This is a genomic window from Alkalihalobacillus sp. MEB130, assembly GCF_032335535.1.
Lineage (GTDB): Bacteria > Bacillota > Bacilli > Bacillales > Bacillaceae_D > Halalkalibacter.
The window spans coordinates 305,585-330,195 of record NZ_JAOANA010000002.1 but is presented as its reverse complement, the minus strand read 5'-3'; the positions used below and the strand labels follow the sequence as shown (position 1 = coordinate 330,195).

Sequence of the window (24,611 nt, the reverse complement as noted above, 5' to 3'; positions counted from 1 at the left end):
GTTTTCAAGTAAGATTTTATAGAGCTGTGATCATCAATATGGATTACACTACAACCAGATACAAAATAAACAAAAGAAATCATGCATTTATAGATAGGGGGAATAACCAATGAAATTAGCTTTTAACGAAGGGACAACATGGGAAAGTGCAACTCTTGAGCAGAACCTAGAGTATTGTGAAAAGCATGGTTATGATTATATTGAGATTCGTGCGATAGACCAGTTAGTTGACTATCTTAAAGATAATACACTAGATGATCTAAAAGAGTATTTTGATAGCCATAAATTAAAACCGCTTTCATTAAACGCATTATGCTTTTTTAATAATCGTACAAAAGAAGACGAAGAAAAAATTATTGAAGAATTTAAAGAGTACTTAGAGATTTGTAAAAAAATAAACTGCGAATATATTGCAGTTGTTCCTTCAAATATTGATGTTACCGAAAAAGGAAAAACATTGGTAGCGGAAGTGAATGCAAGTTGTGTTCGTGTGTTAACACACCTATCTGACTTAGCAGAGCCTTATGGAGTCAAGATTGCATTGGAGTTTATCGGAATTCCAGAAAACACAGTGAATACATTTGCACAGGCTTATAGCATCGTAAAAGAGATTGATAGAGATAATGTTGGCCTTGTCTATGATACGTTCCAATTTACTGGGATGGGATCAAGGTTAGAGGATGTAACAGAAGAAACAGCAGATAAATTGTTTATTTTCCACATTAATGACGTAGATGGCCTTCCAGTAGGGCAAATGCGTGATACAGATCGAGTATGGCCAGGTCATGGTGTAATCGATTTAGAAGCTCATTTAAGTAAGCTGAAACAATTAAATTATGATTTTGTAGCGTCCGTGGAATTATTCAGACCAGAATATTATCAAATGGATCCTGAAGAAGTCATCAAAAAAGCAAAAGAAACAACGTTGGAAGTATTGGAGAAGTATCATTACTCTCGCGTATAGACGAAACTAGCACAGAAAAAAATGAAATCGATTTATCTAACTAGGAGGAATCACATTATGACTTTAAGATTTGGTGTAGTTGGTACAGGTGCAATTGGGAGAGAACATATTAATCGAATTACAAATTCATTATCTGGTGGAAAAATTGTTGCCGTAACCGATGTGAATCAAGATTCGGCTAAACAAACGGTGGAGCAATACAAGTTAGATGCTGTTGTATACCCCGATGATATAGCATTAATTGCGGATGAGAATGTTGATGTAGTTGTTGTAACAAGCTGGGGACCTGCTCATGAAGCAACTGTATTAGCAGCTGTAGAAGCTGGTAAATATGTATTCTGCGAAAAACCTTTAGCAACAACTGCAGAAGGATGTCTAAGAATTGTTGAAGCAGAAATGAAACAAGGTAAAAAACTTGTTCAAGTTGGATTCATGCGCCGTTATGATAGCGGATACGTTCAATTAAAAGAAGCAATTGATAAAGGCGAAATTGGTCAGCCTCTAATGGTACGTGCTGTACACCGTAACCCTGAAGTGCCTGAATCATATGTGACGGAAATGGCTGTAGTGGATACATTAATCCATGAGATTGATGCACTACATTGGTTAGTAAATGATGATTATAAATCAGTGCAAGTGGTATTCCCGAGAAAAACAAAATACGCGCATGATAAAGTACAAGATCCACAACTGTTCACAATTGAGACAAACAGCGGAATTGTTATGAATGTTGAAGTATTTGTAAATTGTAAGTACGGATACGATATTCAGTGTGAAGTCATTGGTGAAGATGGTGTGGCTTACTTACCTGAATTCCCAAGTGTTGTTACACGTAAAAACGGTAAATTAAGTTCTGGTATCTTACAAGATTGGAAATACCGTTTTATGGATGCCTATGATGTTGAAATCCAAGACTTTATCGACTCTGTTGTTAAGAAAGGTGAGCCTCAAGGTCCGACTTCTTGGGATGGTTATATCGCTGCAGTAACAGCTGATGCGTGCGTATTAGCTCAGAAAACAGGGGAAAAAGAGTCTATCACACTTAAAGAAAAACCAGCATTCTACAGTGAAAACGCTGTGTGTGAAGCACTTTAATCTAAGTAAGTACGATTCTCTTTATAAATAATATTATCTCTCAATTAGCTGATATAGCTTACTTTTAGGTTATATCAGCTAAAAAACAGAAGGGAGTTTTCTGAGTATTGGGCAATATCTGATTTCAGGGAAGCTAGTATTGGATTATATAGGGGAGGTGGTAACTCTATCTAACTAATGATCCAGATAGTATAAAGGGTTAGACCGAGCAATGTTGGACATTATTATGATTTTATAACATCTTTGTTGAAAGCGATTACAAAAAATAATAGGGGGAATTTGAAGATGAAATTAGGTAAATCAGTATTAACTCTTGTTAGTTTAATGATGCTGTTATGGTTAACGGCTTGTGGAGGAAACGAAGCGAGTTCAGGAAGTGAAGGGTCTGGAGAAAAGAAGACAATTGGCGTTTCAATTTCTAACTTAGATGAATTTCTAACATACATGCAAGATGCAATGAAGGAAGAAGCAGAAAACCATCAAGATTTTGAATTCATTTATAGTGATGCTCAAAATGATAGTGCAAGACAAATGGATCAGATTGAAAATTTCATTACAAGAAATGTTGATGCAATCGTTATCAATCCTGTTGATACTACAGCGGCAGTAGATATTATTAATATGGTAAACAATGCTGGAATTCCAATCATAGTTGCAAACCGTACATTTGATGGTGTAGAAGAAGCAACAGCGTATGTAGGATCGGAATCCATTCAATCAGGAATTCTTCAAATGGAACAAGTGGCTGAGCTGTTAGGTGGAGAAGGGAATATCGCTATCATGGAAGGTGAGTTAGGTCACGAAGCACAAATTAAACGTACAGAAGGAAATGTTCAAATTATCGATGAACACCCTGGGCTAGAAATTGTAAACCAAAATACAGCTAAATTCGACCGTTCTGAAGGCATGAGATTGATGGAGAACTGGTTAAACTCTGGTACACAAATCGATGCTATTGTAGCAAATAATGATGAAATGGCCTTAGGAGCTATTTTGGCTCTTGAAGCTGCTGGTAAATTAGATGAAGTCATTGTTGCTGGAATCGATGCTACACCTGCTGCTTTAGACGCAATGAAGGCGGGTCAACTTGATGTTACTGTATTCCAAGATGCAAAAGGTCAAGGTGCAAATAGTATTATTCAAGCAGTAAAGGCAGCAAACGGTGAAGATGTTGAGGATGTATTAGTACCATACCAACTCGTTACACCAGACAAGGTTGAAGAGTACGTCGCAATGTACGAGTAATGTTCTAAGTAAATAGAAGGAAACCAAATGGTTTCCTTCTATAGAATAAGATCCTAGGGAGTAGGAGGGTTATGGATGAGTAATGATGTCATCTTACAATTGGAAAATGTGACTAAGGAGTTTCCTGGAGTCAAGGCGCTAGATAATGTTCAATTGAAAGTAAGGAAGGGATCTGTCCATGCATTAATGGGTGAAAATGGTGCAGGTAAATCTACATTAATGAAGATCATTATCGGTATGTACACACCTGATGCCGGAAAGATAATCTTTGACGGTGAAGAGTTAACGTTACGTAATATTAATGATTCTTTGGATAAAGGGATATCGATGATCCATCAAGAGCTAAGTCCGGTACCTGAGATGACAGTGGCTGAAAACATTTACTTAGGGAGGGAACCGACATACGGAAATAGCGGTATTGTCAATAATAAGAAGCTGTTTAAAATGACAAAAGATCTACTAGACAGCTTAGAGATAAACTTGGATCCTAAAACCAAAATGATTGATTTAAGCATTGCTAATACTCAAATGGTTGAAATAGCGAAAGCGATATCCTTTGATTCAAAGCTAGTCATTATGGATGAACCAACATCAGCGATAACAGAAAAAGAAGTTGCTCAGTTGTTCAAAATGATACGCTCCTTAAAAGAAAAAGGGGTCGGGATCATTTACATTACTCACAAAATGAGTGAGCTGTATGAAATTGCAGATGATATTTCTGTTTTTCGAGATGGACAATATATCGGCACCGATAAGGCAGAAAATATGAAAAGAGATCAGTTAATTAGAATGATGGTAGGAAGGGAACTACATCAAGTATTTAATAAGCCTGAACCAAAATTAGGTGAAATTGCTTTATCTGTCCGTAACTTATCGCAAAAGGACTGGTTCCAAGATGTTACTTTCAACGTTCGAAAAGGGGAAATTGTTTGTTTTGCTGGTTTAATGGGTGCAGGAAGAACAGAAGTACTAGAAACGATATTTGGACTGAAGACGCCAGAGCAAGGTGAAGTTCACATACATGGGGAAAAAGCGATCATTCGAACTCCGCAAGACGCTATAAAAAACAACTTAGGTTTCTTAACAGAAGATCGTAAGCTAACAGGCTTGTTCTTACCACTTTCTGTAAAGGAAAATATGATCACGGTAAACATAGATAACTATATTTCAATGGGATTATTAGATTCTAAAAAGGTAAAATCGGATTGTTTAACTCAAAAGGAAAGTCTTCGTGTAAAAACACCGAATATTGATACAATTGTAGAAAATTTAAGTGGCGGCAATCAGCAAAAAGTGTTATTGGCTAGGTGGTTACTAAAAAATCCTGATATTTTATTTTTAGATGAGCCCACTCGTGGGATAGATGTTGGAGCGAAGTCTGAATTTTATAATATCATTTTCGAATTGGCTAGCCAAGGCAAAGCCATTGTGGTCGTTTCTTCAGAGATGGCTGAAATTATTGGTTTGTGTGATCGTGTAATCGTGATGCATGAAGGTCGTATTACAGGAGAATTAAGCCGCGAAGAAGCAAATCAAGAAAAGATAATGCAATTGGCTACTGGACACGTAGTAACTAATTATAATGAAAAACAGGCAGTAACAACGTAAAAATTCAATGATTGAAAAATAGTCAATTCAATAGTTTGGAGGAAATACAATGAGTCTAGAAGTCGAAAAGGCAGAATCTAAACAAACAGAATCCTTTAAAAATAAAAAGCTAGCAAAAAATCTATTAAATAAATATGGAATTTTAATTATATTAATTTTACTTATCGTATTAATGTCAATCTTAACTCCGCATTTCTTAAGTACGACTAATATGATTAACATCGTTAGGCAGATGTCCATTATTGGTATCATTGCTATTGGTGTTACACCTATCATTATCACAAAAGGGATTGATCTATCATCGGGTTCACTAGTAGCTCTAGTGTCTGTAGTTGTAGCTAGTTTTGCTCAAGGTGATTATCCGTTAATCGTTCCTATTTTAGCTGCTTTAGGTGTAGGTTTATTAGCAGGTTTCATTAACGGTACACTTGTAGCAAAAGGAATGCTAGCTCCGTTTATCGCGACATTAGGAATGATGACAGCAGCTCGTGGTGCTGCCATGCTTTATAGTGACGGTCGCCCAATTGGTGGTATTTCGGAATCGTTTACATTCATTGGTCAAGGAATTGTATTTGGTATTCCAGTACCAGTAATCATCTTTGCTTTTGTAGGCTTGGTAACGTGGATTTTGTTAAATAAAACAAAAGTCGGAAGATACGTCTATGCTATTGGAGGAAACGAACAAGCAGCCGTTACGGCAGGGATTAATGTAAGTAGAATTAAATTAATGGTTTATGCTTACGCGGGACTGTTAGGTGGGATTGCAGGTATGATTCTTACATCAAGGATTGCATCTGGTCAACCACAAGCGGGGATCATGTTTGAGCTGGATGCAATTGCTGCAGCTGTTATTGGTGGAACAAGTTTGTTTGGTGGAATCGGTACAGTTGGTGGTACCATCATCGGAGCTTTAATTATCGGTGTAATGAACAATGGTCTAGACCTTCTAGGCGTCAGTTCCTATTGGCAGCAAATTGTGAAAGGGGCTATCATTGTTGCCGCTGTCTATATTGATTCTAGAAAGAACCGACGTAAAAAATAGTAATGCGTAATAAGGCTTGAAAGAATCAAAATTAAAAAACAAGATTATTGAGAATTATTTAGCAAAGCACTAGAATTTAAAACCGCATTGGCTGGTGCTACAGCCAATGCGGTTTTTTAATCTGTGTCCTTAAAAGACAAAATGTAGTCTTGATATTGAAAATACAAAAAAACGTTACTTTTCTTATAATCAAATTATAAAACATTTTTGAATGTAAGATTTATATCGGATTGAAGGAGGGGCGTTTGCGGTTACAGATCTTAACAATAATTTCTGATAGTACAGGATAGTCTGTATTTTTAAATTGTATTGAGTGAAGCCAGTAATGAAATCGATTACAATAATATGTACCAGGGTAAGAGAATGGAAATAGTTATTTTCTTTCAAAAACGAAGGGGGAATTTTAAAATGCGTTTAGCTTATGATCCGTCACATTTTCGTGATAATACGAATTTTAAAGATACGATTGATACCGTTGCTCGTTTAGGATATGAATATGTAGAATTATCACCACGTAAAGATTTCATTTGGTTTTATGAATACCCTAAGGTAGATAAGCAGCTTATAAAAGATCTTAAAAAATATTGTTCAGATGCCGGTGTGAAAATTTCTTCGGTCCTTCCTGTACAACAATGGTCGTCTCCAAAGGAAGAAGAACGTCAAGCTGCCGTGAGAAATTGGAAGCGATGTATTGAAATCACTTCTGAATTAGGAGTAGATTTAATGAACAGTGAATTTGCCGGGGATATTAGCCGTCCGGTTGAAAGTGAAGCTGCTTTTGTTAAATCAATGTACGAATTGATGCCCCTTTTTGAAAAAGAAGGCATTCGACTTAATTTACAGTCGCACCCGAATGATTTTATTGAGTTAAATACAGAAGCTATTCGAATGATTCGTGCACTAGATAAAGACTGGATTAAATTAGTTTATTCGGTTGCCCATGCATTCTTCTATGATGATGGAATTGGCGATGTAGAAAAACACTTAGAAGAAGCAGGAGATCTTCTAGATCATGTTCTTATTGCCGATACGCTTAATCATAAAGCGGCATTTGGATTGCGTTATATTGTCAATCCACCGGATGCAAAAGTAACGATTCATCAGCATTTAAACCCTGGTGAAGGCGAGGTAAACTTTGAAGCATTATACCGCAAATTAAGAGAAATGAAATTTGACGGGATTGTAACAAATTCAGTGTTCGCTTATCCTGATAGACCAGAATGGTCAAACGAGCTAACGCTTAAATCAATTAAAGAGGGTTTATATATTTAATGTAACAATATCTTATTAAGCAGCTAGAGGAATCTCTAGTTGCTTCTTTAATATTTCGAGAATAATCGCTTCAATCCTTATTTTTAAAAAGGGTTTTCTTTTTTTGAAATGAAGTATAATAACAGGTAAACAACGCAAGTGCAAAAAGAGGCAGAGTTTTTTTATTTTTAGATGATATAAATATAGCTTGTTTGAATCGTTATAACGACTAAATTTTGCAAGAGAACGAGCTAAGATATTCGTGCGCTTCATGATGAACTAAGTAAGATACCAATAAAGGAGCATTCCTCATGAATATGACATCTTTTTTGCTTATGGAGAGATAAAATAAAGAAGAGTTCTATGAAGGAGGATTTTCTTTGAATATAGATCAATTTATTCCGGGAAAAACAATACTAAATAAATATGTTCATAGTTTAAAACAAAATGGAGCATCTTTTCACATTCACTATTGGGGGGCTATACCAAAGCATTATGACAATTTACTGCATAAACATTCCTATTATGAAGTCTGTTTTATATTTGATGGGGAAGGTCTGTATGTAGAAGACGATAGCTCCTATAAGTTACAAAAAAATACGATATTTCTTTCAAGGCCGAATATGGTACACCAGATAAAGAGTGTAAGTGGATTATCTATAGTTTATATTGGCTTTGAATTAGTAGAGTCGGAATCAGGGCCGGAATGGATAAAGCTATTGGAAGAAGCTGCGCAATGTACAAGTTTTGTTAAAAATTTAGAGGATGAAAGTGTTAGTGCGTTACTTTGGAAATCGTTAATATTAAAAGCGAGTAAGATGGATAATGTATACGCAGAAGGGATTTTGAAGAATATAGCTTTCAGCCTTATCCTTTCCCTCCTTCAAACGTTTGTCCCTTATTCGGATACAGAAAATAAAAAAAGTAATAGCAAACGAGGTTCAGCGCTCCTCCATCAAGCTGTGTTATTTATTCAAGATAATTTATCAAACTCAATCAAACTAACTGACTTAGCTAATTGTTTGCATATATCCAGTAGACACTTGTCCCGTCTTTTTGTATCAGAATTAGGTTTGAGTTACTCTGACTATGTTCGAAATCAGAGAATTAGAAAAGCTGCGATATTACTTAAAGAAACAGAGAGCTCGATAAAAGAAATTGCAGAGCAAACCGGTTTTCCTAATGTACATTATTTTACTCGTGTTTTTACATCTGCAATGGGGAGTTCACCAGGTCTATTCCGATCCCTATATATCAGCCAAAAAACAACTACATATAAAGAGGTTTGATTCAAGGAGGGCTTCTTTTGACATTACTTCATTCTGTCTCAGGAATCTCCCTTTTGAATGAATACATTCACCGTTTGAACCATAACGGTGCATCTTTTCATATTCATTACTGGGGAGCTATGCCAAGGCACTATAACAATATATACCATAAACATTCTTTTTTTGAAATATGCTATGTAATTGATGGTGAAGGTTATTATTTAGAAAATGGGAAGAGCTATCCACTTCACACTAATACCATGTTTCTTTCAAGACCTGATGTTTTACATCAAATAGAAAGTGAAGATGGCCTTTTTATTTTCTATGTTGCATTTGAACTAATTGAATCAGAATCAAGCGAAGAATGGCTAAAAATTATCGAGAAAACAAAGCGATGTTCTGAAGTCGTTAAACAGGTAGATGAAGATACCATTGCCTCCTTACTCTGGAAGTCGTTGCTTCAACAGGCTACAAAGACGGACAATGTGTTTTTTGTAGCAACCCTTACTAGCTTAGCTAGTTCATTAATTCAAACATTATTAGAGATGTTCACACCGTTTCCACAGAATGACGTTCAAGCAACCTTACCTGATTCTTACTCTTCACTTGTATATGAAGTGAAATTACACATTCGAGATAACTTATCAATTCCTTTAAAGTTAATAGATATAGCAAATCATTTTCATGTTTCGGGAAGACATCTGTCTAGAATGTTTGTTTCAGAATTGGGTGTTAGCTTTTCTGATTTTGTTCAAAATGAAAGAATACTTAGAGCTAAAACCTTACTACAACAAACGAATTTATCCATTAAGGCTATTGCAGATGAAAGTGGTTTCTCCACGGTTCACTATTTTACTAGTGTATTTACTTCTACCGTGGGGGAAACTCCAGCACGATTTCGTGATTTAAAACAAATTCAATAATTTCTAAGTTTGTTATTAGTTTTATTATAAGTTATAAAATTTATTAAATTACGTATGGGTGTCCTAAAAGGTTTATGGGACATCCTTTTTTGATTAGTGAATGAATATGTTAAATAATTTTATATCATGTCCTCAAAAGATAAATAGAAGTCTTAATATTAGAAATACAAAGATTCTACATTTCCCTATAATTTTAATTAAGAAATCGTTTTCAAATTTACTCGGACAAAAGTTGATTTCTTCGTTATATGGATGTTGTTATCCGCTATATGGTAGGCTGGCTAACTAGAAACTACAACGGTTTCATCGCCCCTAGCCAATAAAGAACGTTTGAGTACAAGTTTACTAAGATTGATAACGATTTCATTCTGTTAAATTTCTTTAGATGAATTGGAGGAAGAATAAATGATGAAAACAGGCTTAGTTACTGATATTTTAGGCTATATGCCATTTGAAAAGATGTTAGATACTTGTCAAGAATTAGGAATAGAAACGCTTGAGTTAGGTTGTGGAAACTGGTCTAAAGCTCCACATGTTGATCTAGACGGTTTATTAGCAAGTGCAGGTGCACGAAATAAATTCTTAGATGCTATCCAAAGCAGAGGCATTGAAATTGCTGCTTTAAACTGCTCAGGAAATCAACTTGAACCAACTGAACTAGGGAAAAAACACGCAGAAACTGTTGAAAAGACATTTAAATTAGCGGGACTATTAGGTGTTAAAACGGTGGTTATGATGTCTGGATGCCCGAGTGCTGGACCAAATGACACAATTCCGAACTGGATTACACATCCAATTTTACCTCCGCATTTCGAACAATTAGAATGGCAATGGAATGAAGTGGCATTTCCTTATTGGGAAAAAGCTGTAAAGGTTGCAAAGGATCTTGGTGTAGAGAAGATCGCGATTGAAAACTTAGGTTTTAACTTAGTACACAACCCGGAAACATTATTAAAATTAAGAAATGAAGTAGGTCAAATGGTTGGAATGAACTTCGATCCCAGTCACTTATTCTGGATGGGAGGAGATCCAATTGCAGCAGCAAGGCAATTAGGAAGCGCTATGTATCATGTTCATGCTAAAGATGTTCGAATTGAAAGAGGGGTCAATGATGTAAATGGTTTAATAGATGTTAAACCAATGGAAGATTTTGCAACTCGTTCATGGAATTATGTAGCACTAGGTCATGGTCATGATGTTGGTTATTGGAAGGAATTCTTTACAGTCGTAAAAATGATGGGTTATGAAGGGCCAATTGTTCTTGAGATGGAAGATTTAACAATGGATCCGCTTACAGGTGTTATAAAGTCAATGGATGTTTTAAAAGAATCATTACCAAGAGATTTCAAAAACATAAGTCAAGCACGGTACTCAGTTCCAACAGGAGTTTAAGTGTTTAACTGAAAAAACTAATTACATTCTTATAGTTGAAGGGAGACATTACTATGTTAAATGGAGAAAAGATAATCGAAAGACCACTACGTTGGGCAATGGTTGGCGGAGGCAGACATGGCCAAGTTGGGTATAAACACCGTACGGGGGCTCTAAGAGATAATACGGCTTTCCAACTAGTAGCTGGTGCGTTTGATATTGACGCTGAGAGAGGAAAAGATTTTGGTATAAATTTAGGGGTAGATGAGAAACGCTTGTACCCTGATTATCAAACAATGTTTGCTGAGGAAGCAAAACGAGAAGATGGAATTGAAGTAGTTTCCATTGCAACACCTAATGGGACACACTATGAAATTTGTAAAGCAGCTTTAGAAGCAGATTTGCATGTCATTTGTGAAAAGCCTTTATTTTTCACAAGTCAAGAGGTTCTTGAAATTAAGGAACTCGCCGAGCAAAAAGGAAAAATCATTGGTGTAACATATGGTTTCTCTGGCAATCAAATGTTGCTTCAAATGAGAGCGATGATTGAAAAAGGCGACATTGGTGACATTCGTGTTGTAGATCTTCAATATACACACGGATTTAGTGCAAATGATGATGCGGATAAATTCAGTGATGCTCAAAAATGGCGTGTCGATCCAAAAATTTCAGGACCAAGTTTTGTACTAGGTGATTTATCTACACACACTTTTTATATGTCACAGTTAATCATGCCTAAGATGAAAATCAAAAAATTACTATGCGATCGTCAAAGTTTCATTCCTAGTCGTGCACCGCTAGAAGACAATGCGCATGTCCTCATGCGTTATGAAAATGGAGCTGTAGGTACGATGTGGACGTCTGCCATTAATGCAGGATGTATGGATGGTCATAGAATTCGCATTGTAGGATCAAAAGCGAGCTTAGAGTGGTGGGATAGTAATCCTAATGAGTTGAAGTATGAAGTTCAAGGTCAACCTACACAAACGTTAGTTCGTGGAATGCCTTATTTGGATGAGAGCTGCAGTGCAGATGAACGCCTTGGGGCTTTACATTCAGAAGGATTGTCTGAATCGTGGGCTAATATCTACTTGAAATTTGCAATTGCGATTGACGCAAAAAATCGTGGAGATGAGGAAACATTGAGCAATTTAGTTTACCCAGATATTAACGCTGGACTAGATGGAGTTCGTTGGATAGAAAATTGTGTACGCTCTGCAGACAACGGTGCAGTTTGGGTCGATGTTTCAGAAGTGCAAGAGAGTCTATCTGTTTAATACCCTTGCTCTAGAGTCTTAATTTTATATGATTCAATACAAAGAGTAATCAATAGCAGGTTCCAATCCTACTATTGATTACTCACATAGAAGAAAGAGAAATAGTTTGAATAGGAAGGCATATTATCATCTCTTTTCTTTCGTATTTGAAAGCGCATACTTCGTGAGGATTTTCAATGGATACGTGAACTTTTTGAAAGGGGTGATTGCAGACAAAGGCTTTACCTCGATTTACTATCATTTAACACGCAAGGAACTATTCCAAGGGGGTATTATGTTGACAAAGAAAAAAGTGTTTTCATTGATTTTTGCTTTAGTAGTAGTTTCTATGCTAGCTGCTTGTGGTGGGGGAGAAGAGGCAGTATCGGATACAACAGAAGGTTCTAGTGGAGATAAAAAAGTTATTGGAGTATCACTTTCAAGTGTAAGTGATACATTTCGTACATTTATCTATGATGCAATGAATGAAGAAGCAGCAAATCACCCAGACTTTGAATTTGTTTATTCTGATGCACAAGAGGATAGCGCAAGGCAAATGAACCAAGTTGAAAACTTTATTTCTCGTGGTGTCGATGCCATCATTTTTATGCCTGTAGATACTGTTGCAGCTCCTGATATCGTTGCGAAAGTAAATGAAGCTGGTATCCCGATTGTTGTAGTCAACCAAACTTTTGATGGAGTCGATGAAGCAACGGCCTTTGTTGGATCATCATCAATTGAATCTGGACTGATTCAGATGGAAGAAGTAGCGAATTTACTTGATGGAAAAGGAAACATTGCCATTATGGATGGGATGTTAGGACATGAAGCACAAATTAAAAGAACAGAAGGAAATATGGAAATTATTAACGAACATTCCGATATGGAAGTCGTAATACAAGGAACGGGAGAATGGTCTCGTAATCAAGGTATGAACCTAATGGAAAACTGGCTTCAATCTGGAAGACATATTGACGCTGTAGTAGCTAATAATGATGAAATGGCTATAGGTGCCTTGCTAGCAATTGAAGCAGCTGGGAAAAAAGATGAGATTATTGTAGCTGGAATTGATGCTTCTCCAGATGCATTAGAGTATATGCAAAATGGGAAACTTGACGTAACGGTTTTCCAAGATGCAAAAGGTCAAGGTTCAACGGGAGTGCAGGTAGCTGTAAAAGCAGCAAATGGTGAAGAGGTTGAAACCGAAATCATCCCATACCTTTTAGTAACTCCTGAAAATGTAGATGAATTTGTAGGTAAAAACTAATATTTATCCTATTTCATAAAATTTGTTTTGATAATTATTAATACGTTTAACTAAAAGATGTCAATAGTAGGTGGGGGCATAAACATGTTCCCTTCCCCTACTCTTTAAATAATTAATAATTCATTGAATAAAGCAACAATTATTATGAAACTAACATTTGTTCGTTTAATGTTGAGATAGAGAATCTTTGAATGAATAAGGAGGGAGAAGGAATTTCCTTCACATATTATGAAATATAATCAGAGATATTACATTTTTTTTATAGCAGCAGTGGCTTCTTTAGGTGGACTTCTTTTTGGTTATGATACAGCGGTAATCGCAGGAGCAGAACAATCCATACAATTATACCTTGTGGATAGTTTAGGGTTAAGTTCGTTCGTTCATGGTTTTACTGTATCAAGTGCATTGATTGGATGTATTATAGGGGCAATCATTTCTGGTATGCTGTCCAATAAAATTGGAAGACGGAATACACTTGTTATTGCAGCTGTTTTATTTTTTCTATCGGCACTAGGCTCCGCTTATCCAGAGATCCTATTTTTCACTGTAGGTGAACCTAGTCTGGCCTTGTTGGTTACTTTTAATATTTATAGAATAATTGGCGGTATTGGAGTAGGTTTAGCTTCAGCCATAGCACCAATGTATATAAGTGAGATGAGTCCTGCGAACATTAGGGGGAAATTGGTCGTTTTATATAATTTGGCAGTTGTATTTGGACAAACGATTGTATACGTTGTTAACTGGCGCATAGCTTCAGGCCAAACGAGCGATTGGATAAATGATATTGGATGGAGATATATGTTTGCTTCAGAATTAATCCCAGCAACATTATTTTTTGGTCTTCTTCTATTTATTCCGGAAACACCTAGGTATATGGCCCTTAAGAAGGACTATGATAAAGCATTTAATTTATTAGAAAAAATAAATGGATCTAAACAAATAGCTAGCGAAACTCTTCAACAAATCAAACAATCCTTAAACACTTCAACAGAAAAAGTAAACATTTTCTATTATGGAAAACGAGTTTTGATTGTAGGTATGACTTTAGCTGTTTTATGCCAATTCATTGGTATAAATATCATTCTATATTATGCACCGCGAATCTTTGAAAGCCTTGGTGCTGATGCGTCAACATCTATGTTCCAAACGATATTTGTTGGAGTGATAAGTGTTGTTGTTTCATTAATAGCTGTAAGGCTTATTGATAGACAAGGAAGAAAGTTTTTACTGCTCTTGGGTTCTGCCGGTTGTGCAATTAGTTTAATTGCAGTAGCAACTACGTTCTTCTTGAACATCGAAGGAATTAGTACACTGATCTTTATTTTAGCATTTGTCGCTTTATTTCAGATGACATGGGGGCCTGTTGCCTGGGTTGTAATCTCAGAGTTGTTCCCTACTAAGATTAGAGGTCAAGCGGTTGCTTTAGCTGTCACATTGGTCTGGGGGGCTAATTTAACAGCTTCATCTACATTTCCTCCACTTAATGAAGCTTTAGGCACGGGAACGTTTCTTATTTACGGTCTTATCAGTGCTTTCGCCTTTTTCTTTGTGTTAAAATTTGTTCCAGAAACAAAGAATAAATCACTTGAAGAAATTGAAGAGGTATGGATCGAAGAAAAAAAATTGGAACTAGAATCAACAAATACAGATTTTAATAGGAAGGCGAATTAGAAAATTACTTTTTAACTAAATTCAACAAGTTACTGAAAGCACTTTCAGTAACTTGTTGAAGAAGAGGCTAAATTCTTTTTCGAAAAGTAAACACAGATAATAGAGGTGATTCTTATGAGTATCAAAATATCAGGTGCTCCTTGTAGTTGGGGGGTAGACGATCCTAAAAATCCTTTTTTGCCACCGTGGGAGCGAGTACTACAAGAGGCAGCTCAAGCAGGTTACAAAGGAATTGAGTTGGGGCCTTATGGTTATCTCCCAATGGACATAACTCTAGTTCAACATGAACTTTCTAAAAATCATTTGACGATTATTGCAGGGACGATTTTTGATGATTTAGTATCAGAATCGAATCTTGAAAATTTACTAAAACAGGTTGATGATATTTGTTCTCTCATTACGAAACTTCCACCTGCACCACAAGAGAAAGGGCAAAACTTCCCTACTCCTTATCTAGTCATTATTGATTGGGGTCATGACGAACGAGATTACAAAGCTGGTCATCCTGATAAAGCAGAACGTCTAGCTGAAGAGGATTGGAATAGAATGATGAATCATATTCGGACTATCTCTGAGAAGGCATGGAAACAATATGGAGTTCGTCCTGTTATTCATCCTCATGCTGGGGGCTATATTGAATTTGAAGATGAAATTAATAAACTTATGGAAGACATACCTTATGAATTAGCTGGACTTTGTTTAGATACCGGTCATCTTTATTATTCGAAGATGGATCCAGTTCAATGGTTGCGTGATTGTGCAGATCGAATCGATTACATTCATTTTAAAGATATTGATTTAGAAATGTATGAAGAAGTAATGAATGAACATATTCGTTTTTTTGATGCTTGTGCTAAGGGAGTCATGTGTCCAATTGGTCAAGGAATTATAGATTATGATTGTATACACCAATTACTTAAAGATATCAACTATCAGGGTTATATCACGGTTGAGCAAGAACGTGATCCTAGAAATGCCGACACTAGTTTACAAGATGTTAGTCAAAGTTTGACTTATCTAAAAAGTGTTGGTTATTAAGAAAGAGAGAAAAGGGGAATAAGTAATGAGTGATGGTGAAAAGTAAGTGCTTTAGCCGTTGATCGTAAGCCTACTTTACTAATCTTCTTTTTGAAAACGATTGCACAAGTAGAAGAAGGCGTGACTAAGTTGGGAAATCGCAATATCCTTTAAGTGAAAAGAATAATGTGTAGCTATGTATTTCTGAATTTTCCAATCTTAAAAGATATATGAGTTTAGATTAATAAAATTAGTTGAAATCCCTCAACAGAAATGGAGGCTGAATAATGAGTGAATTTATCTTACAAATGGAAAATATAACAAAGGAGTTTCCTGGTGTAAAGGCATTAGATAATGTTGAATTGAAAGTGAGAAAAGGTAGCGTTCATGCTTTAATGGGTGAAAATGGGGCAGGTAAGTCAACCCTTATGAAAATCATTATTGGAATGTACACCCCGGATACTGGAACTATCTTCTTTGATGGTGAAGAGTTAAAGCTAAATAACATTAATGATTCCTTAGAAAAAGGGATATCTATGATTCATCAAGAGTTAAGTCCGATACCAGAAATGACTGTTGCAGAAAACATTTACTTAGGACGTGAACCAGTTTATGGAAAAACAGGTCTTGTAAATGATCGCCAACTATATAAAATGACACAGGAACTTTTAAATAGTTTGGAGATCAATCTTGATCCTAGGACTAAAATGATTGATTTAAGTATTGCCAATACACAAATGGTTGAAATTGCAAAAGCCATTTCCTTTGATTCAAAATTAGTCATTATGGATGAACCAACATCTGCTATTACCGAAAAAGAGGTTGCTCAATTATTTAAAATGATTCGGTCACTAAAAGAAAAAGGGGTTGGAATTATATATATTACTCATAAAATGAGTGAGTTATATGAAATTGCAGATGATATTTCAGTTTTTAGAGATGGACAGTTTATAGGAATGAATACAGCTGCGAATATGACTAAAGATGATTTAATCAAGATGATGGTAGGAAGAGAATTAAATCAAGTGTTCAACAAACCAGCATCTAACATTAGTGAAGTAGCATTATCGGTACGAAACTTGAGTCATAAAGGTTGGTTTGAAGATGTTAGTTTTGAAGTTCGCAAAGGAGAAATAGTCTGCTTTGCAGGATTGATGGGTGCAGGAAGAACAGAATTAGTAGAAACCATTTTTGGAATAAAAAGTAAGGATGAAGGTGAGGTTTATGTTCATGGAGAAAAAGTGAACATTAAATCTCCACAAGATGCGATTAAAAATAACTTAGGATTTTTAACGGAAGATCGTAAACTAACTGGACTCTTTTTACCTTTGTCCGTTAGAGAAAATATGATCACTGTGAACATAGATAATTATATTTCGATGGGATTATTAAATTCAAAAAAGGTTAAATCAGATTGCTTAATTCAAAAGGAAAGTCTCCGAGTGAAAACACCGAATATTGAAACAATTGTTGAGAATTTAAGTGGTGGTAATCAACAAAAAGTTTTACTTGCAAGATGGTTACTAAAAAATCCTGATATCTTATTTCTAGACGAACCAACTCGTGGAATTGATGTTGGAGCAAAGTCTGAATTCTACAATATTATTTTTGAATTAGCACGTCAAGGAAAAGCGATTGTTGTTGTTTCATCTGAAATGGCCGAAATAATCGGACTGTGTGATCGCGTAATTGTTATGCATGAAGGAAGGATTACTGGTGAGTTGAATCGAGAAGAGGCTAATCAAGAAAAAATAATGCAATATGCAACGGGACAACTAAATGAAAATGTGACTGAGATTAATAGCAATACAAAACAAGCTGTATCAAATTAAAGCTGTAGTAGCTTTTGTAATTAATATATCTTAGGAGGAAAGTTAAATGGGTCTAGAGATTGAAAAGACGGAATTAAAGCAATTGAAAAATAATCAAGGCAAAGAGCTAGCAATGAATTTATTTAAAAAGTATGGTATTTTTATCATTCTAATATTATTAATAGTCTTAATGTCCATTTTAACTCCGCATTTTCTAAGTACAGCAAATTTAGTGAATATTGTAAGACAAATGTCCATTATCGGAATTATTGCTATTGGTGTTACACCTATTATTATCACAAAAGGGATAGATCTTTCTTCAGGGTCTCTTATAGCATTGGTGTCTGTTGTAGTTGCAACTTTTGCACAAGGTGATTTTCCAATAATTGTCCCTATTGTAGTAGCGCTAGGTGTTGGTTTATTGGTAGGACTAATTAACGGTACAATGGTAGCCAAAGGAATGCTTGCTCCATTTATCGCTACATTAGGCATGATGACAGCTGCACGTGGAGCAGCGATGCTTTACAGTGATGGTCGACCTATCGGTGGTATCTCGGAATCGTTTACATTTATCGGTCAAGGAATTATCTTTGGTATTCCGGTACCTGTAATTATTTTTGCGTTCGTCGGTTTAGTAACGTGGGTACTCCTTAATAAAACTAAGATCGGTAGATACGTATACGCAATTGGTGGAAATGAACAAGCGGCTGTTACAGCTGGTATCAATGTAAGCAGAATTAAATTGATGGTATATGCTTATGCGGGTCTATTAGGCGGCATTGCTGGGATGATTCTTACATCACGAATTGCATCTGGTCAGCCCCAAGCTGGTCTGATGTTTGAATTAGATGCGATTGCTGCAGCTGTTATTGGGGGGACCAGTTTATTTGGGGGAATCGGTACCGTTGGTGGTACTATCATTGGAGCTTTAATAATTGGTGTAATGAATAATGGTTTAGACCTTTTAGGGGTAAGTTCATATTGGCAGCAAATTGTAAAAGGAGCCATTATCGTTTCGGCTGTTTACATTGATTCTAGAAAAAACCACCGTAAAAAATAGTAATGTAAAAGGTATTAGTTTAGGACAGTTCGAGTATAAAAGGGGACTTATTTTATAAGGTCATAAAAAGATCTTTGAAATAAGTCCCCTTTTTATTAATCAAGTTATTAATTGAAAATAATACTTTTGTAAACAATCGGTTATTAAAGTAGACCTTCAGATTCATAAAAAATACAAATTCAATTTCCTTACCCTGCTATACCAAATTTGTCAAACGAGCTAACGCTTAAGACCTTGATTTGTACCGAGGTCTCTTTTTTATCCCTTTTACATATCAATCCACCGTCAATTAAGTCTGCATAAATTGAGAAACTATATGATTGAGTAGGGAAAAGTGTAATCATTAAAGGAAAGTTCTTTCCTAGGGAGGACCTCGTTTATAAAGTGGGAAAATAATTTCATAATTACTTTAAGATACTTTAAATAAATGATTCCTTAAAAAATATGGGGGTTTTAAATGAAAATCAATAAATTGTATGAAAAGGAGGGTTAGAGTGAAGAATTTAAAAATAGTTTGACTATTAGAAATAGATCAGTTAAGATCAAAAGTAAGGAAAGTTCTTTCCTTGGCGAATGAACGAAAAATATTGTTGTGGAGGTATTGTAATGAATAAAATAAATATTGGTCTAATAGGTGCTGGAAGAATGGGAGCTTTTCATGGGGGAACTATTGCTCAACGCTTACCTCAAGTTAATTTGTATGCGGTTGCAGATCCTGTTCAAGGTTCGGCTGAAACTTTGATAGAACGTTTAGGTGTAGATGCTAAAGCATATACAAATCCAATGGATTTAATTCAAGATCCTGACATTCAAGCGGTTGTGATCGTTGCGCCTGCTCGTACACATGCAAGCAATGTACTTGCTGCAATAAAACATGGGAAAGCAGTATTCTGTGAAAAGCCTATGGCTGTTAACTTAGACGAAGCTAATGAGATTATTCAAGCAGCAGAAGAGAGCAATGTCTTAGTACAAGTTGGCTTTAATCGCAGATTTGAAAAGGGATTCAAAGCCGCTCATGCAGAGATCAAAGCAGGGAACATTGGAACTCCACAATTAATGAAATCTACGACAAAAGATCCAAAGTTAAATAGAGCTGAATCAATCCCTGAATGGACGATTTTCCTAGAAACATTAATTCACGATTTTGATACGCTTATGTATTTGAATCCGGGTGCTAAACCAGTTGAAGTGTATGCGGTTGCAGATGCATTGATTCGACCAGACTTGAAAGAAAATGGATTATTAGATACAGCTTCTGTAACAATTAAATTTGATAACGGTGCCATTGCAACGGCAGATGCGAACTTCCAAGCTGTTTACGGTTATGACGTTCGAGCGGAAGTGTTTGGGTCGGAAGGTATGCTGACTATGGGTGGAATACGTGAATCGAGTATGACTAGATACAATCACACTGGTGTTAGTTTCGATACATCTCGTTATGATCAGGATTTATTGTTTGATGCGTATGTGGAGGAGTTAAGAAGCTTTTCAGATTGCATCATTCATAAGAAACGAGCAGAGGTGACGGCTGAAGATGCTAGGTGGGCGTTGAAAATTGCGTTAGCAAGTATTGAATCTGTAAAAACGAACAGTCCAATTAAAATAGAAAATCTAGTGTTAGTTAAATAGTTCAAAAGATTTGTACTAATTATAATGGAGGGGAAAGTGAAATGATCAGAGATTATGGTCTTTGTTTATGGACATTTGGAGATATTAAATTTGAAGAAAAATGTAAACTCGCCAAGGAGATTGGTGTTGATGGAGTGGAAGTACAAGGGGATTTATCGCAGACCCCTGCAGAATTGGTAGCAGTATTAGAGAAGTATGATTTAAAAGTGTTATCCATTACTCCTAATAATGTAGATATCTCAAGTTCTGATGAGGACGTTCGCTCTAAAGCTGTTCAATACTTCTTAGATTTAGTAAGCTGGGCTGACGAACTTGGTGCAAAGAGAATTTGTTTACATGGCGATGTTGGAAAGACTTATGGATGTGGAGACTTAGCAAAGGATTGGCAGTTGCTTGTTCTTAGTACAAGCGAAGTACTAAAGAAAGCAGAAGAGCATGGCATTGAAGTTGTGTTTGAAGTATTAAATCGATATGAAAATCATCAAATCGTAACAGGTAAAGAAGCGTTGAAATTAATTAATGAAGTTGAAAGTGATAACCTTAAAGTTCTATTAGATGCGTATCATATGAATATTGAGGAAGCTTGTCCTATTCAGGCTCTTAAGGATGTTGACAATAAATTAGGAGTCTACCATGTTGCTGATTCAAATAGGCAAGGGATCGGTGCTGGTCATGCTGATTTAGAAGGTCAAATCAAGGCTTTGGATGAGATTGACTACAAAGGTCCGATTATTATGGAAATGGTGGCGGAAGGGCCTAATCCATTTACGCCTATCAAGCATGATAACTATTTAGACGAAATTGTTGGTCACTATAAAAACTCTCTGAAACAACTTAAAGAATGGGGAGTTGCTAGGGTAGAAGTATAGATGAAATAATTTTACTGATTGCCACTTCAACGTCTACGAATGACGTCGCGGACGAGGAGTTCATTGAAACTGTAATAATGTCTCCTAAATATATAATGTCTACCGAGACATATTACAGTACTAATAGAAGGAGTGGAGGATTATGAAACAAAATATAAAGTATATTATCTATTTAACCTTTATTGCAGCATTGGGGGGCTTGTTATTTGGGTATGATACGGCTGTTATATCTGGTGCAGAGCAGTCGTTACAAGTCTATTTTATAGATGCTTTAGGTTTAAGTACGTTATTTCATGGATTGACAGTTTCCAGTGCTTTGATTGGTTGTATTATCGGTGGATTAATTAGTGGAATTCTATCAAATCGGATTGGCCGTAGGAATTCTCTTATGGTTGCGGCAGGATTGTTTTTCATTTCGGCTTTGCTTTCAGCGTATCCGGAATTCCTGTTTTTTACAAAGGATGAGCCGACGATTGGCCTTTTCGTTATGTTTAACCTTTATAGAATTTTAGGAGGTATAGGTGTTGGTTTGGCTTCGGGATTAGGGCCGTTATATATTAGTGAAACGTCTCCTGCAAACATCAGAGGAAGATTGGTAACATTAAATAATCTAGCCATTATTTTTGGTACTTTAGTTGTTTACTTTGTTAATTGGCGAATTGCCGCTGGGCAAAGTGCTAGCTGGATCCATGATCTTGGGTGGAGATACATGTTTGCTTCTGAAGCAATACCAGCACTGTTATTCTTTTTCCTGCTTTTTTTAGTGCCTGAAACGCCTCGTTATTTAATTTCGAAAAATAGAGATAAAGAGGCAATGCAAATTTTAGTGAAAGTTAATGGTTCGAAGAAAGTCGCACAAGAAATCTTTGATGATGTTAAACGATCTTTAAATGTACCTAAAGGAAAGATTTTTTCTTTTGGGAAGACGGTTGTTGTTGTTGGTGTTTTATTAGCTGCAGCGCAACAGTTTGTAGGGATTAATGTTATTTTGTACTACGCCCCGCGTATATTTGCTGATATGGGAGCGAGTGCGGATGACTCTATGATGCAAACGGTATTGCTTGGAGTCGTGAACCTCATCTTTGTTTTTATAGCTCTTACACTTGTAGATAAGTGGGGAAGGAAACGTCTACTTTTAATAGGGTCGGTTGGTATGGCAATTGGAATGTTTGGGGTAGCGGCCTTGTCAGCTCAGGAGACAATGGGACTTAGTGCATTGCTGTTCATTTTACTTTACGCAGCCTTTTATAATTTATCGTTCGGGCCACTGGTGTGGGTACTAGCTTCTGAACTTTTCCCTAATCAAATCAGGGGGCAAGTGATGGCGATAACTGTTGTGGCGAACTGGAGCTGTAATTTACTTATTTCATCGACATTCCCTTCATTATTAGAAATTAGCAGTGTAATGACGTATGGGTTTTATGGTTTAATGTGTATACTTTCTTTTGTCTTTGTTTGGAAATGGGTTCCAGAAACAAAAGGAAAATCGCTGGAGGAAATTGAAAAATATTGGCAATCTAATGAACCTGTTGGAGATTTACGTCAAAAAAAAGTTGATTTGTAGTTGCTTGCAGAACCAACCAGATTAAAATGACCGAAACTAGGAGTTGTTTCGCCTTTTAGGAAAGGTCTTTCCTCTTGGGTTGGATGACAATTGTAAACGTCACCATAGGTGGGTGTCTTGGGACATGAAAAGGTGAAACGGGTTAGAGGTGTCAACATAGTTTTTACCGATACAGGTGAAAGGGCTAACTTCCAATGGTTAAAATAAAACGAGAAGTCTACTAAAGGGTTCGTTAGTAACTCCGTTCCCTTCTTTCTCAAGAGTGGTTTATGTTAAATAGTTTCAGTTTTAAAATATCACTCTAACCTGGTAATTTTAATCTAAAGGAAAAAAGATTAAAATAAAAGTATAGGTCCTTATGGGAAAGGAGGAAATTGATTTGAAACAACCGACTATCTATGATGTTGCGAAAGAGGCAGGTGTTGCTATCTCAACGGTTTCGAAAGTCCTTAATAATACAGGGAGTATTGGGGCAAATACAAGAAAAAAAGTTGAAGATACGATGCAGAGATTAAATTACCAACCGAGTGTAGCGGCATCTGTTAAGAAAAGAATTCAAACGATAGGCTTACTCATACCAAATATAGCCGATCCATTTATGGCAGAAATCGCAAGAACAATAGAGGATTACGGGAGAAATCATGGGTTTAGTTTAATGATTTGCAGCACCGATAATAATTTAGAGAAGGAAATGGAGTATGTCTCGATTCTAAAACAGAAATACATCGATGGAATTATTGTTGCGACAGGCTTAAAAAATACGAAAGCCCTAAAGACATTATTAAATAATGATATTCCTGTCGCTTTACTTGCCAGGGAAGTGCCCTCACTAGATCTGAACACAGTCGTTGTAAATGACTTTTTAGGAGCGTATGAAGCTACTTCTTATCTAATTGAACTTGGACATCAAACCATTGCCATGGTCACAGAGGATATTTATTTTCCGGTTACGAGAGCGAGACTTGATGGTTACAAACAAGCTCTTGAACAAGCTGGAATTTGTTATGACGATGGATTAGTTTCGCTTAATAATACGACGTTTACTGATGCGAAAGATTCAACAGTTGAACTATTAAAGTTGCCGCACCCTCCAACAGCTATCTTTGCATCTACTGAACCTCTAGCAATTGGAGCAATGAAAGGGGCGCGTGAACTAAAATTAGATATTCCAAAAGACATTTCCATTGTTGGATTTGACAATTCGATTCTTGCTAATATGTGTTATCCCGAGTTAACGACAGTTTCACAGCCAATAAAAGAAATGGGAGAAAAAGTAGTTGAGCTATTAGTTGAAGAAATGAAGGAACCGAAAAAATTGAAACAGCGAATTGTGATGTCACCCGAACTGGTGATTAGAGGAACGGCGACTGAAATCAGCATACCTTCAACAAAGAAGTAACGAATCAAAATACCGAGATACGAATCAAATTATAGAAAAGTAAGTGATCTAGTGTCTCGGTTTGAATCGTGATTTTGTAGACAAAATATAAAAGATTCAAAACTTTTAATAGATTTTTAGAGCATTACAAATTGAGAATATTGGCTAGGAAGATCAACGCTTAAGTTTTTGTAATATTCTGAAAAGTGGTGATTTGTAAAAGTGCATATATGTTTGGGGAAGTTGAAGTAATCCAGCAATCCATTGAAAGGAGGTGATCGCGTAAGAGGTTTACATAGGTAAACACAGAGAAGTCATTTAA

Annotated in this window: 19 protein-coding genes; all 19 read left to right on the top strand. The window is 36.1% G+C overall.

Annotated elements, in window-relative coordinates:
* Positions 1-109: 109 nt before the first annotated feature.
* The 19 genes from N0O92_RS03410 to N0O92_RS03320 all read left to right on the top strand — a co-directional run bounded on the left by N0O92_RS03410 (position 110) and on the right by N0O92_RS03320 (position 24,310).
* Positions 110-964 (top strand): sugar phosphate isomerase/epimerase family protein, encoded by an 855-nt coding sequence (locus tag N0O92_RS03410; RefSeq protein WP_315613196.1) that lies wholly within the window; start codon positions 110-112, stop codon positions 962-964.
* A gap of 57 nt (positions 965-1,021) precedes the next feature.
* Positions 1,022-2,059, top strand: a complete 1,038-nt coding sequence (iolG, locus tag N0O92_RS03405) for a bifunctional inositol 2-dehydrogenase/D-chiro-inositol 1-dehydrogenase (RefSeq protein WP_315613195.1) — start codon at positions 1,022-1,024, stop codon at positions 2,057-2,059.
* 285 nt (positions 2,060-2,344) lie between these two features.
* Positions 2,345-3,304, top strand: coding sequence for a sugar ABC transporter substrate-binding protein (locus N0O92_RS03400; RefSeq protein WP_315613194.1), 960 nt, complete (start codon positions 2,345-2,347; stop codon positions 3,302-3,304).
* Between the two features lie 75 nt (positions 3,305-3,379).
* Complete coding sequence (locus tag N0O92_RS03395) at positions 3,380-4,912, top strand: sugar ABC transporter ATP-binding protein (protein WP_315613193.1); 1,533 nt, start codon at positions 3,380-3,382, stop codon at positions 4,910-4,912.
* Between the two features lie 49 nt (positions 4,913-4,961).
* A complete protein-coding gene (locus tag N0O92_RS03390; protein ID WP_315613192.1) occupies positions 4,962-5,954 on the top strand; it encodes an ABC transporter permease in 993 nt (330 codons plus the stop codon).
* A gap of 408 nt (positions 5,955-6,362) precedes the next feature.
* A complete protein-coding gene (locus N0O92_RS03385; protein ID WP_315613191.1) occupies positions 6,363-7,226 on the top strand; it encodes a sugar phosphate isomerase/epimerase family protein in 864 nt (287 codons plus the stop codon).
* Positions 7,227-7,585: 359 nt separating this feature from the next.
* Entirely contained in the window at positions 7,586-8,494 is a 909-nt protein-coding gene (locus tag N0O92_RS03380) for an AraC family transcriptional regulator (RefSeq protein ID WP_315613190.1), read from the top strand.
* Positions 8,495-8,511: 17 nt separating this feature from the next.
* On the top strand, positions 8,512-9,396 hold the full coding sequence (locus tag N0O92_RS03375; RefSeq protein WP_315613189.1) for an AraC family transcriptional regulator: 885 nt from the start codon (positions 8,512-8,514) through the stop codon (positions 9,394-9,396).
* A 408-nt stretch (positions 9,397-9,804) separates the two neighbouring features.
* Positions 9,805-10,788, top strand: a complete 984-nt coding sequence (locus N0O92_RS03370; protein WP_315613252.1) for a sugar phosphate isomerase/epimerase family protein — start codon at positions 9,805-9,807, stop codon at positions 10,786-10,788.
* Positions 10,789-10,841: 53 nt separating this feature from the next.
* Positions 10,842-12,044, top strand: coding sequence for a Gfo/Idh/MocA family protein (locus N0O92_RS03365; RefSeq protein WP_315613188.1), 1,203 nt, complete (start codon positions 10,842-10,844; stop codon positions 12,042-12,044).
* A 274-nt stretch (positions 12,045-12,318) separates the two neighbouring features.
* Positions 12,319-13,290 (top strand): sugar ABC transporter substrate-binding protein, encoded by a 972-nt coding sequence (locus N0O92_RS03360; protein WP_396334463.1) that lies wholly within the window; start codon positions 12,319-12,321, stop codon positions 13,288-13,290.
* A gap of 228 nt (positions 13,291-13,518) precedes the next feature.
* A complete protein-coding gene (locus tag N0O92_RS03355; protein WP_315613186.1) occupies positions 13,519-14,961 on the top strand; it encodes a sugar porter family MFS transporter in 1,443 nt (480 codons plus the stop codon).
* Positions 14,962-15,075: 114 nt separating this feature from the next.
* Positions 15,076-15,999, top strand: coding sequence for a sugar phosphate isomerase/epimerase family protein (locus N0O92_RS03350; protein ID WP_315613185.1), 924 nt, complete (start codon positions 15,076-15,078; stop codon positions 15,997-15,999).
* Between the two features lie 266 nt (positions 16,000-16,265).
* A complete protein-coding gene (locus tag N0O92_RS03345) occupies positions 16,266-17,810 on the top strand; it encodes a sugar ABC transporter ATP-binding protein (RefSeq protein WP_315613184.1) in 1,545 nt (514 codons plus the stop codon).
* A 46-nt stretch (positions 17,811-17,856) separates the two neighbouring features.
* Positions 17,857-18,849: an ABC transporter permease gene (locus tag N0O92_RS03340; RefSeq protein WP_315613183.1), complete on the top strand. Its 993-nt coding sequence runs from the start codon at positions 17,857-17,859 to the stop codon at positions 18,847-18,849.
* 606 nt (positions 18,850-19,455) lie between these two features.
* The gene (locus N0O92_RS03335; RefSeq protein WP_315613182.1) at positions 19,456-20,478 is read left to right on the top strand and encodes a Gfo/Idh/MocA family oxidoreductase; all 1,023 of its coding nucleotides are present in this window, start codon (positions 19,456-19,458) and stop codon (positions 20,476-20,478) included.
* A 41-nt stretch (positions 20,479-20,519) separates the two neighbouring features.
* Positions 20,520-21,347 (top strand): sugar phosphate isomerase/epimerase family protein, encoded by an 828-nt coding sequence (locus N0O92_RS03330; RefSeq protein WP_315613181.1) that lies wholly within the window; start codon positions 20,520-20,522, stop codon positions 21,345-21,347.
* A gap of 142 nt (positions 21,348-21,489) precedes the next feature.
* Complete coding sequence (gene xylE, locus N0O92_RS03325; RefSeq protein ID WP_315613180.1) at positions 21,490-22,911, top strand: D-xylose transporter XylE; 1,422 nt, start codon at positions 21,490-21,492, stop codon at positions 22,909-22,911.
* Positions 22,912-23,290: 379 nt separating this feature from the next.
* On the top strand, positions 23,291-24,310 hold the full coding sequence (locus N0O92_RS03320) for a LacI family DNA-binding transcriptional regulator (protein WP_315613179.1): 1,020 nt from the start codon (positions 23,291-23,293) through the stop codon (positions 24,308-24,310).
* Positions 24,311-24,611: the final 301 nt, after the last annotated feature.

Excerpts from the sequence above, each read along its gene's own strand:
- N0O92_RS03410 (WP_315613196.1), top strand. The coding sequence starts at position 110 with ATGAAATTAGCTTTTAACGAAGGGACAACATGGGAAAGTGCAACTCTT.
- iolG (WP_315613195.1), top strand. The coding sequence starts at position 1,022 with ATGACTTTAAGATTTGGTGTAGTTGGTACAGGTGCAATTGGGAGAGAA.
- N0O92_RS03400 (WP_315613194.1), top strand. The coding sequence starts at position 2,345 with ATGAAATTAGGTAAATCAGTATTAACTCTTGTTAGTTTAATGATGCTG.
- N0O92_RS03395 (WP_315613193.1), top strand. The coding sequence starts at position 3,380 with ATGAGTAATGATGTCATCTTACAATTGGAAAATGTGACTAAGGAGTTT.
- N0O92_RS03390 (WP_315613192.1), top strand. The coding sequence starts at position 4,962 with ATGAGTCTAGAAGTCGAAAAGGCAGAATCTAAACAAACAGAATCCTTT.
- N0O92_RS03385 (WP_315613191.1), top strand. The coding sequence starts at position 6,363 with ATGCGTTTAGCTTATGATCCGTCACATTTTCGTGATAATACGAATTTT.
- N0O92_RS03370 (WP_315613252.1), top strand. The coding sequence starts at position 9,805 with ATGAAAACAGGCTTAGTTACTGATATTTTAGGCTATATGCCATTTGAA.
- N0O92_RS03365 (WP_315613188.1), top strand. The coding sequence starts at position 10,842 with ATGTTAAATGGAGAAAAGATAATCGAAAGACCACTACGTTGGGCAATG.
- N0O92_RS03360 (WP_396334463.1), top strand. The coding sequence starts at position 12,319 with ATGTTGACAAAGAAAAAAGTGTTTTCATTGATTTTTGCTTTAGTAGTA.
- N0O92_RS03355 (WP_315613186.1), top strand. The coding sequence starts at position 13,519 with ATGAAATATAATCAGAGATATTACATTTTTTTTATAGCAGCAGTGGCT.
- N0O92_RS03350 (WP_315613185.1), top strand. The coding sequence starts at position 15,076 with ATGAGTATCAAAATATCAGGTGCTCCTTGTAGTTGGGGGGTAGACGAT.
- N0O92_RS03345 (WP_315613184.1), top strand. The coding sequence starts at position 16,266 with ATGAGTGAATTTATCTTACAAATGGAAAATATAACAAAGGAGTTTCCT.
- N0O92_RS03340 (WP_315613183.1), top strand. The coding sequence starts at position 17,857 with ATGGGTCTAGAGATTGAAAAGACGGAATTAAAGCAATTGAAAAATAAT.
- N0O92_RS03335 (WP_315613182.1), top strand. The coding sequence starts at position 19,456 with ATGAATAAAATAAATATTGGTCTAATAGGTGCTGGAAGAATGGGAGCT.
- N0O92_RS03330 (WP_315613181.1), top strand. The coding sequence starts at position 20,520 with ATGATCAGAGATTATGGTCTTTGTTTATGGACATTTGGAGATATTAAA.
- xylE (WP_315613180.1), top strand. The coding sequence starts at position 21,490 with ATGAAACAAAATATAAAGTATATTATCTATTTAACCTTTATTGCAGCA.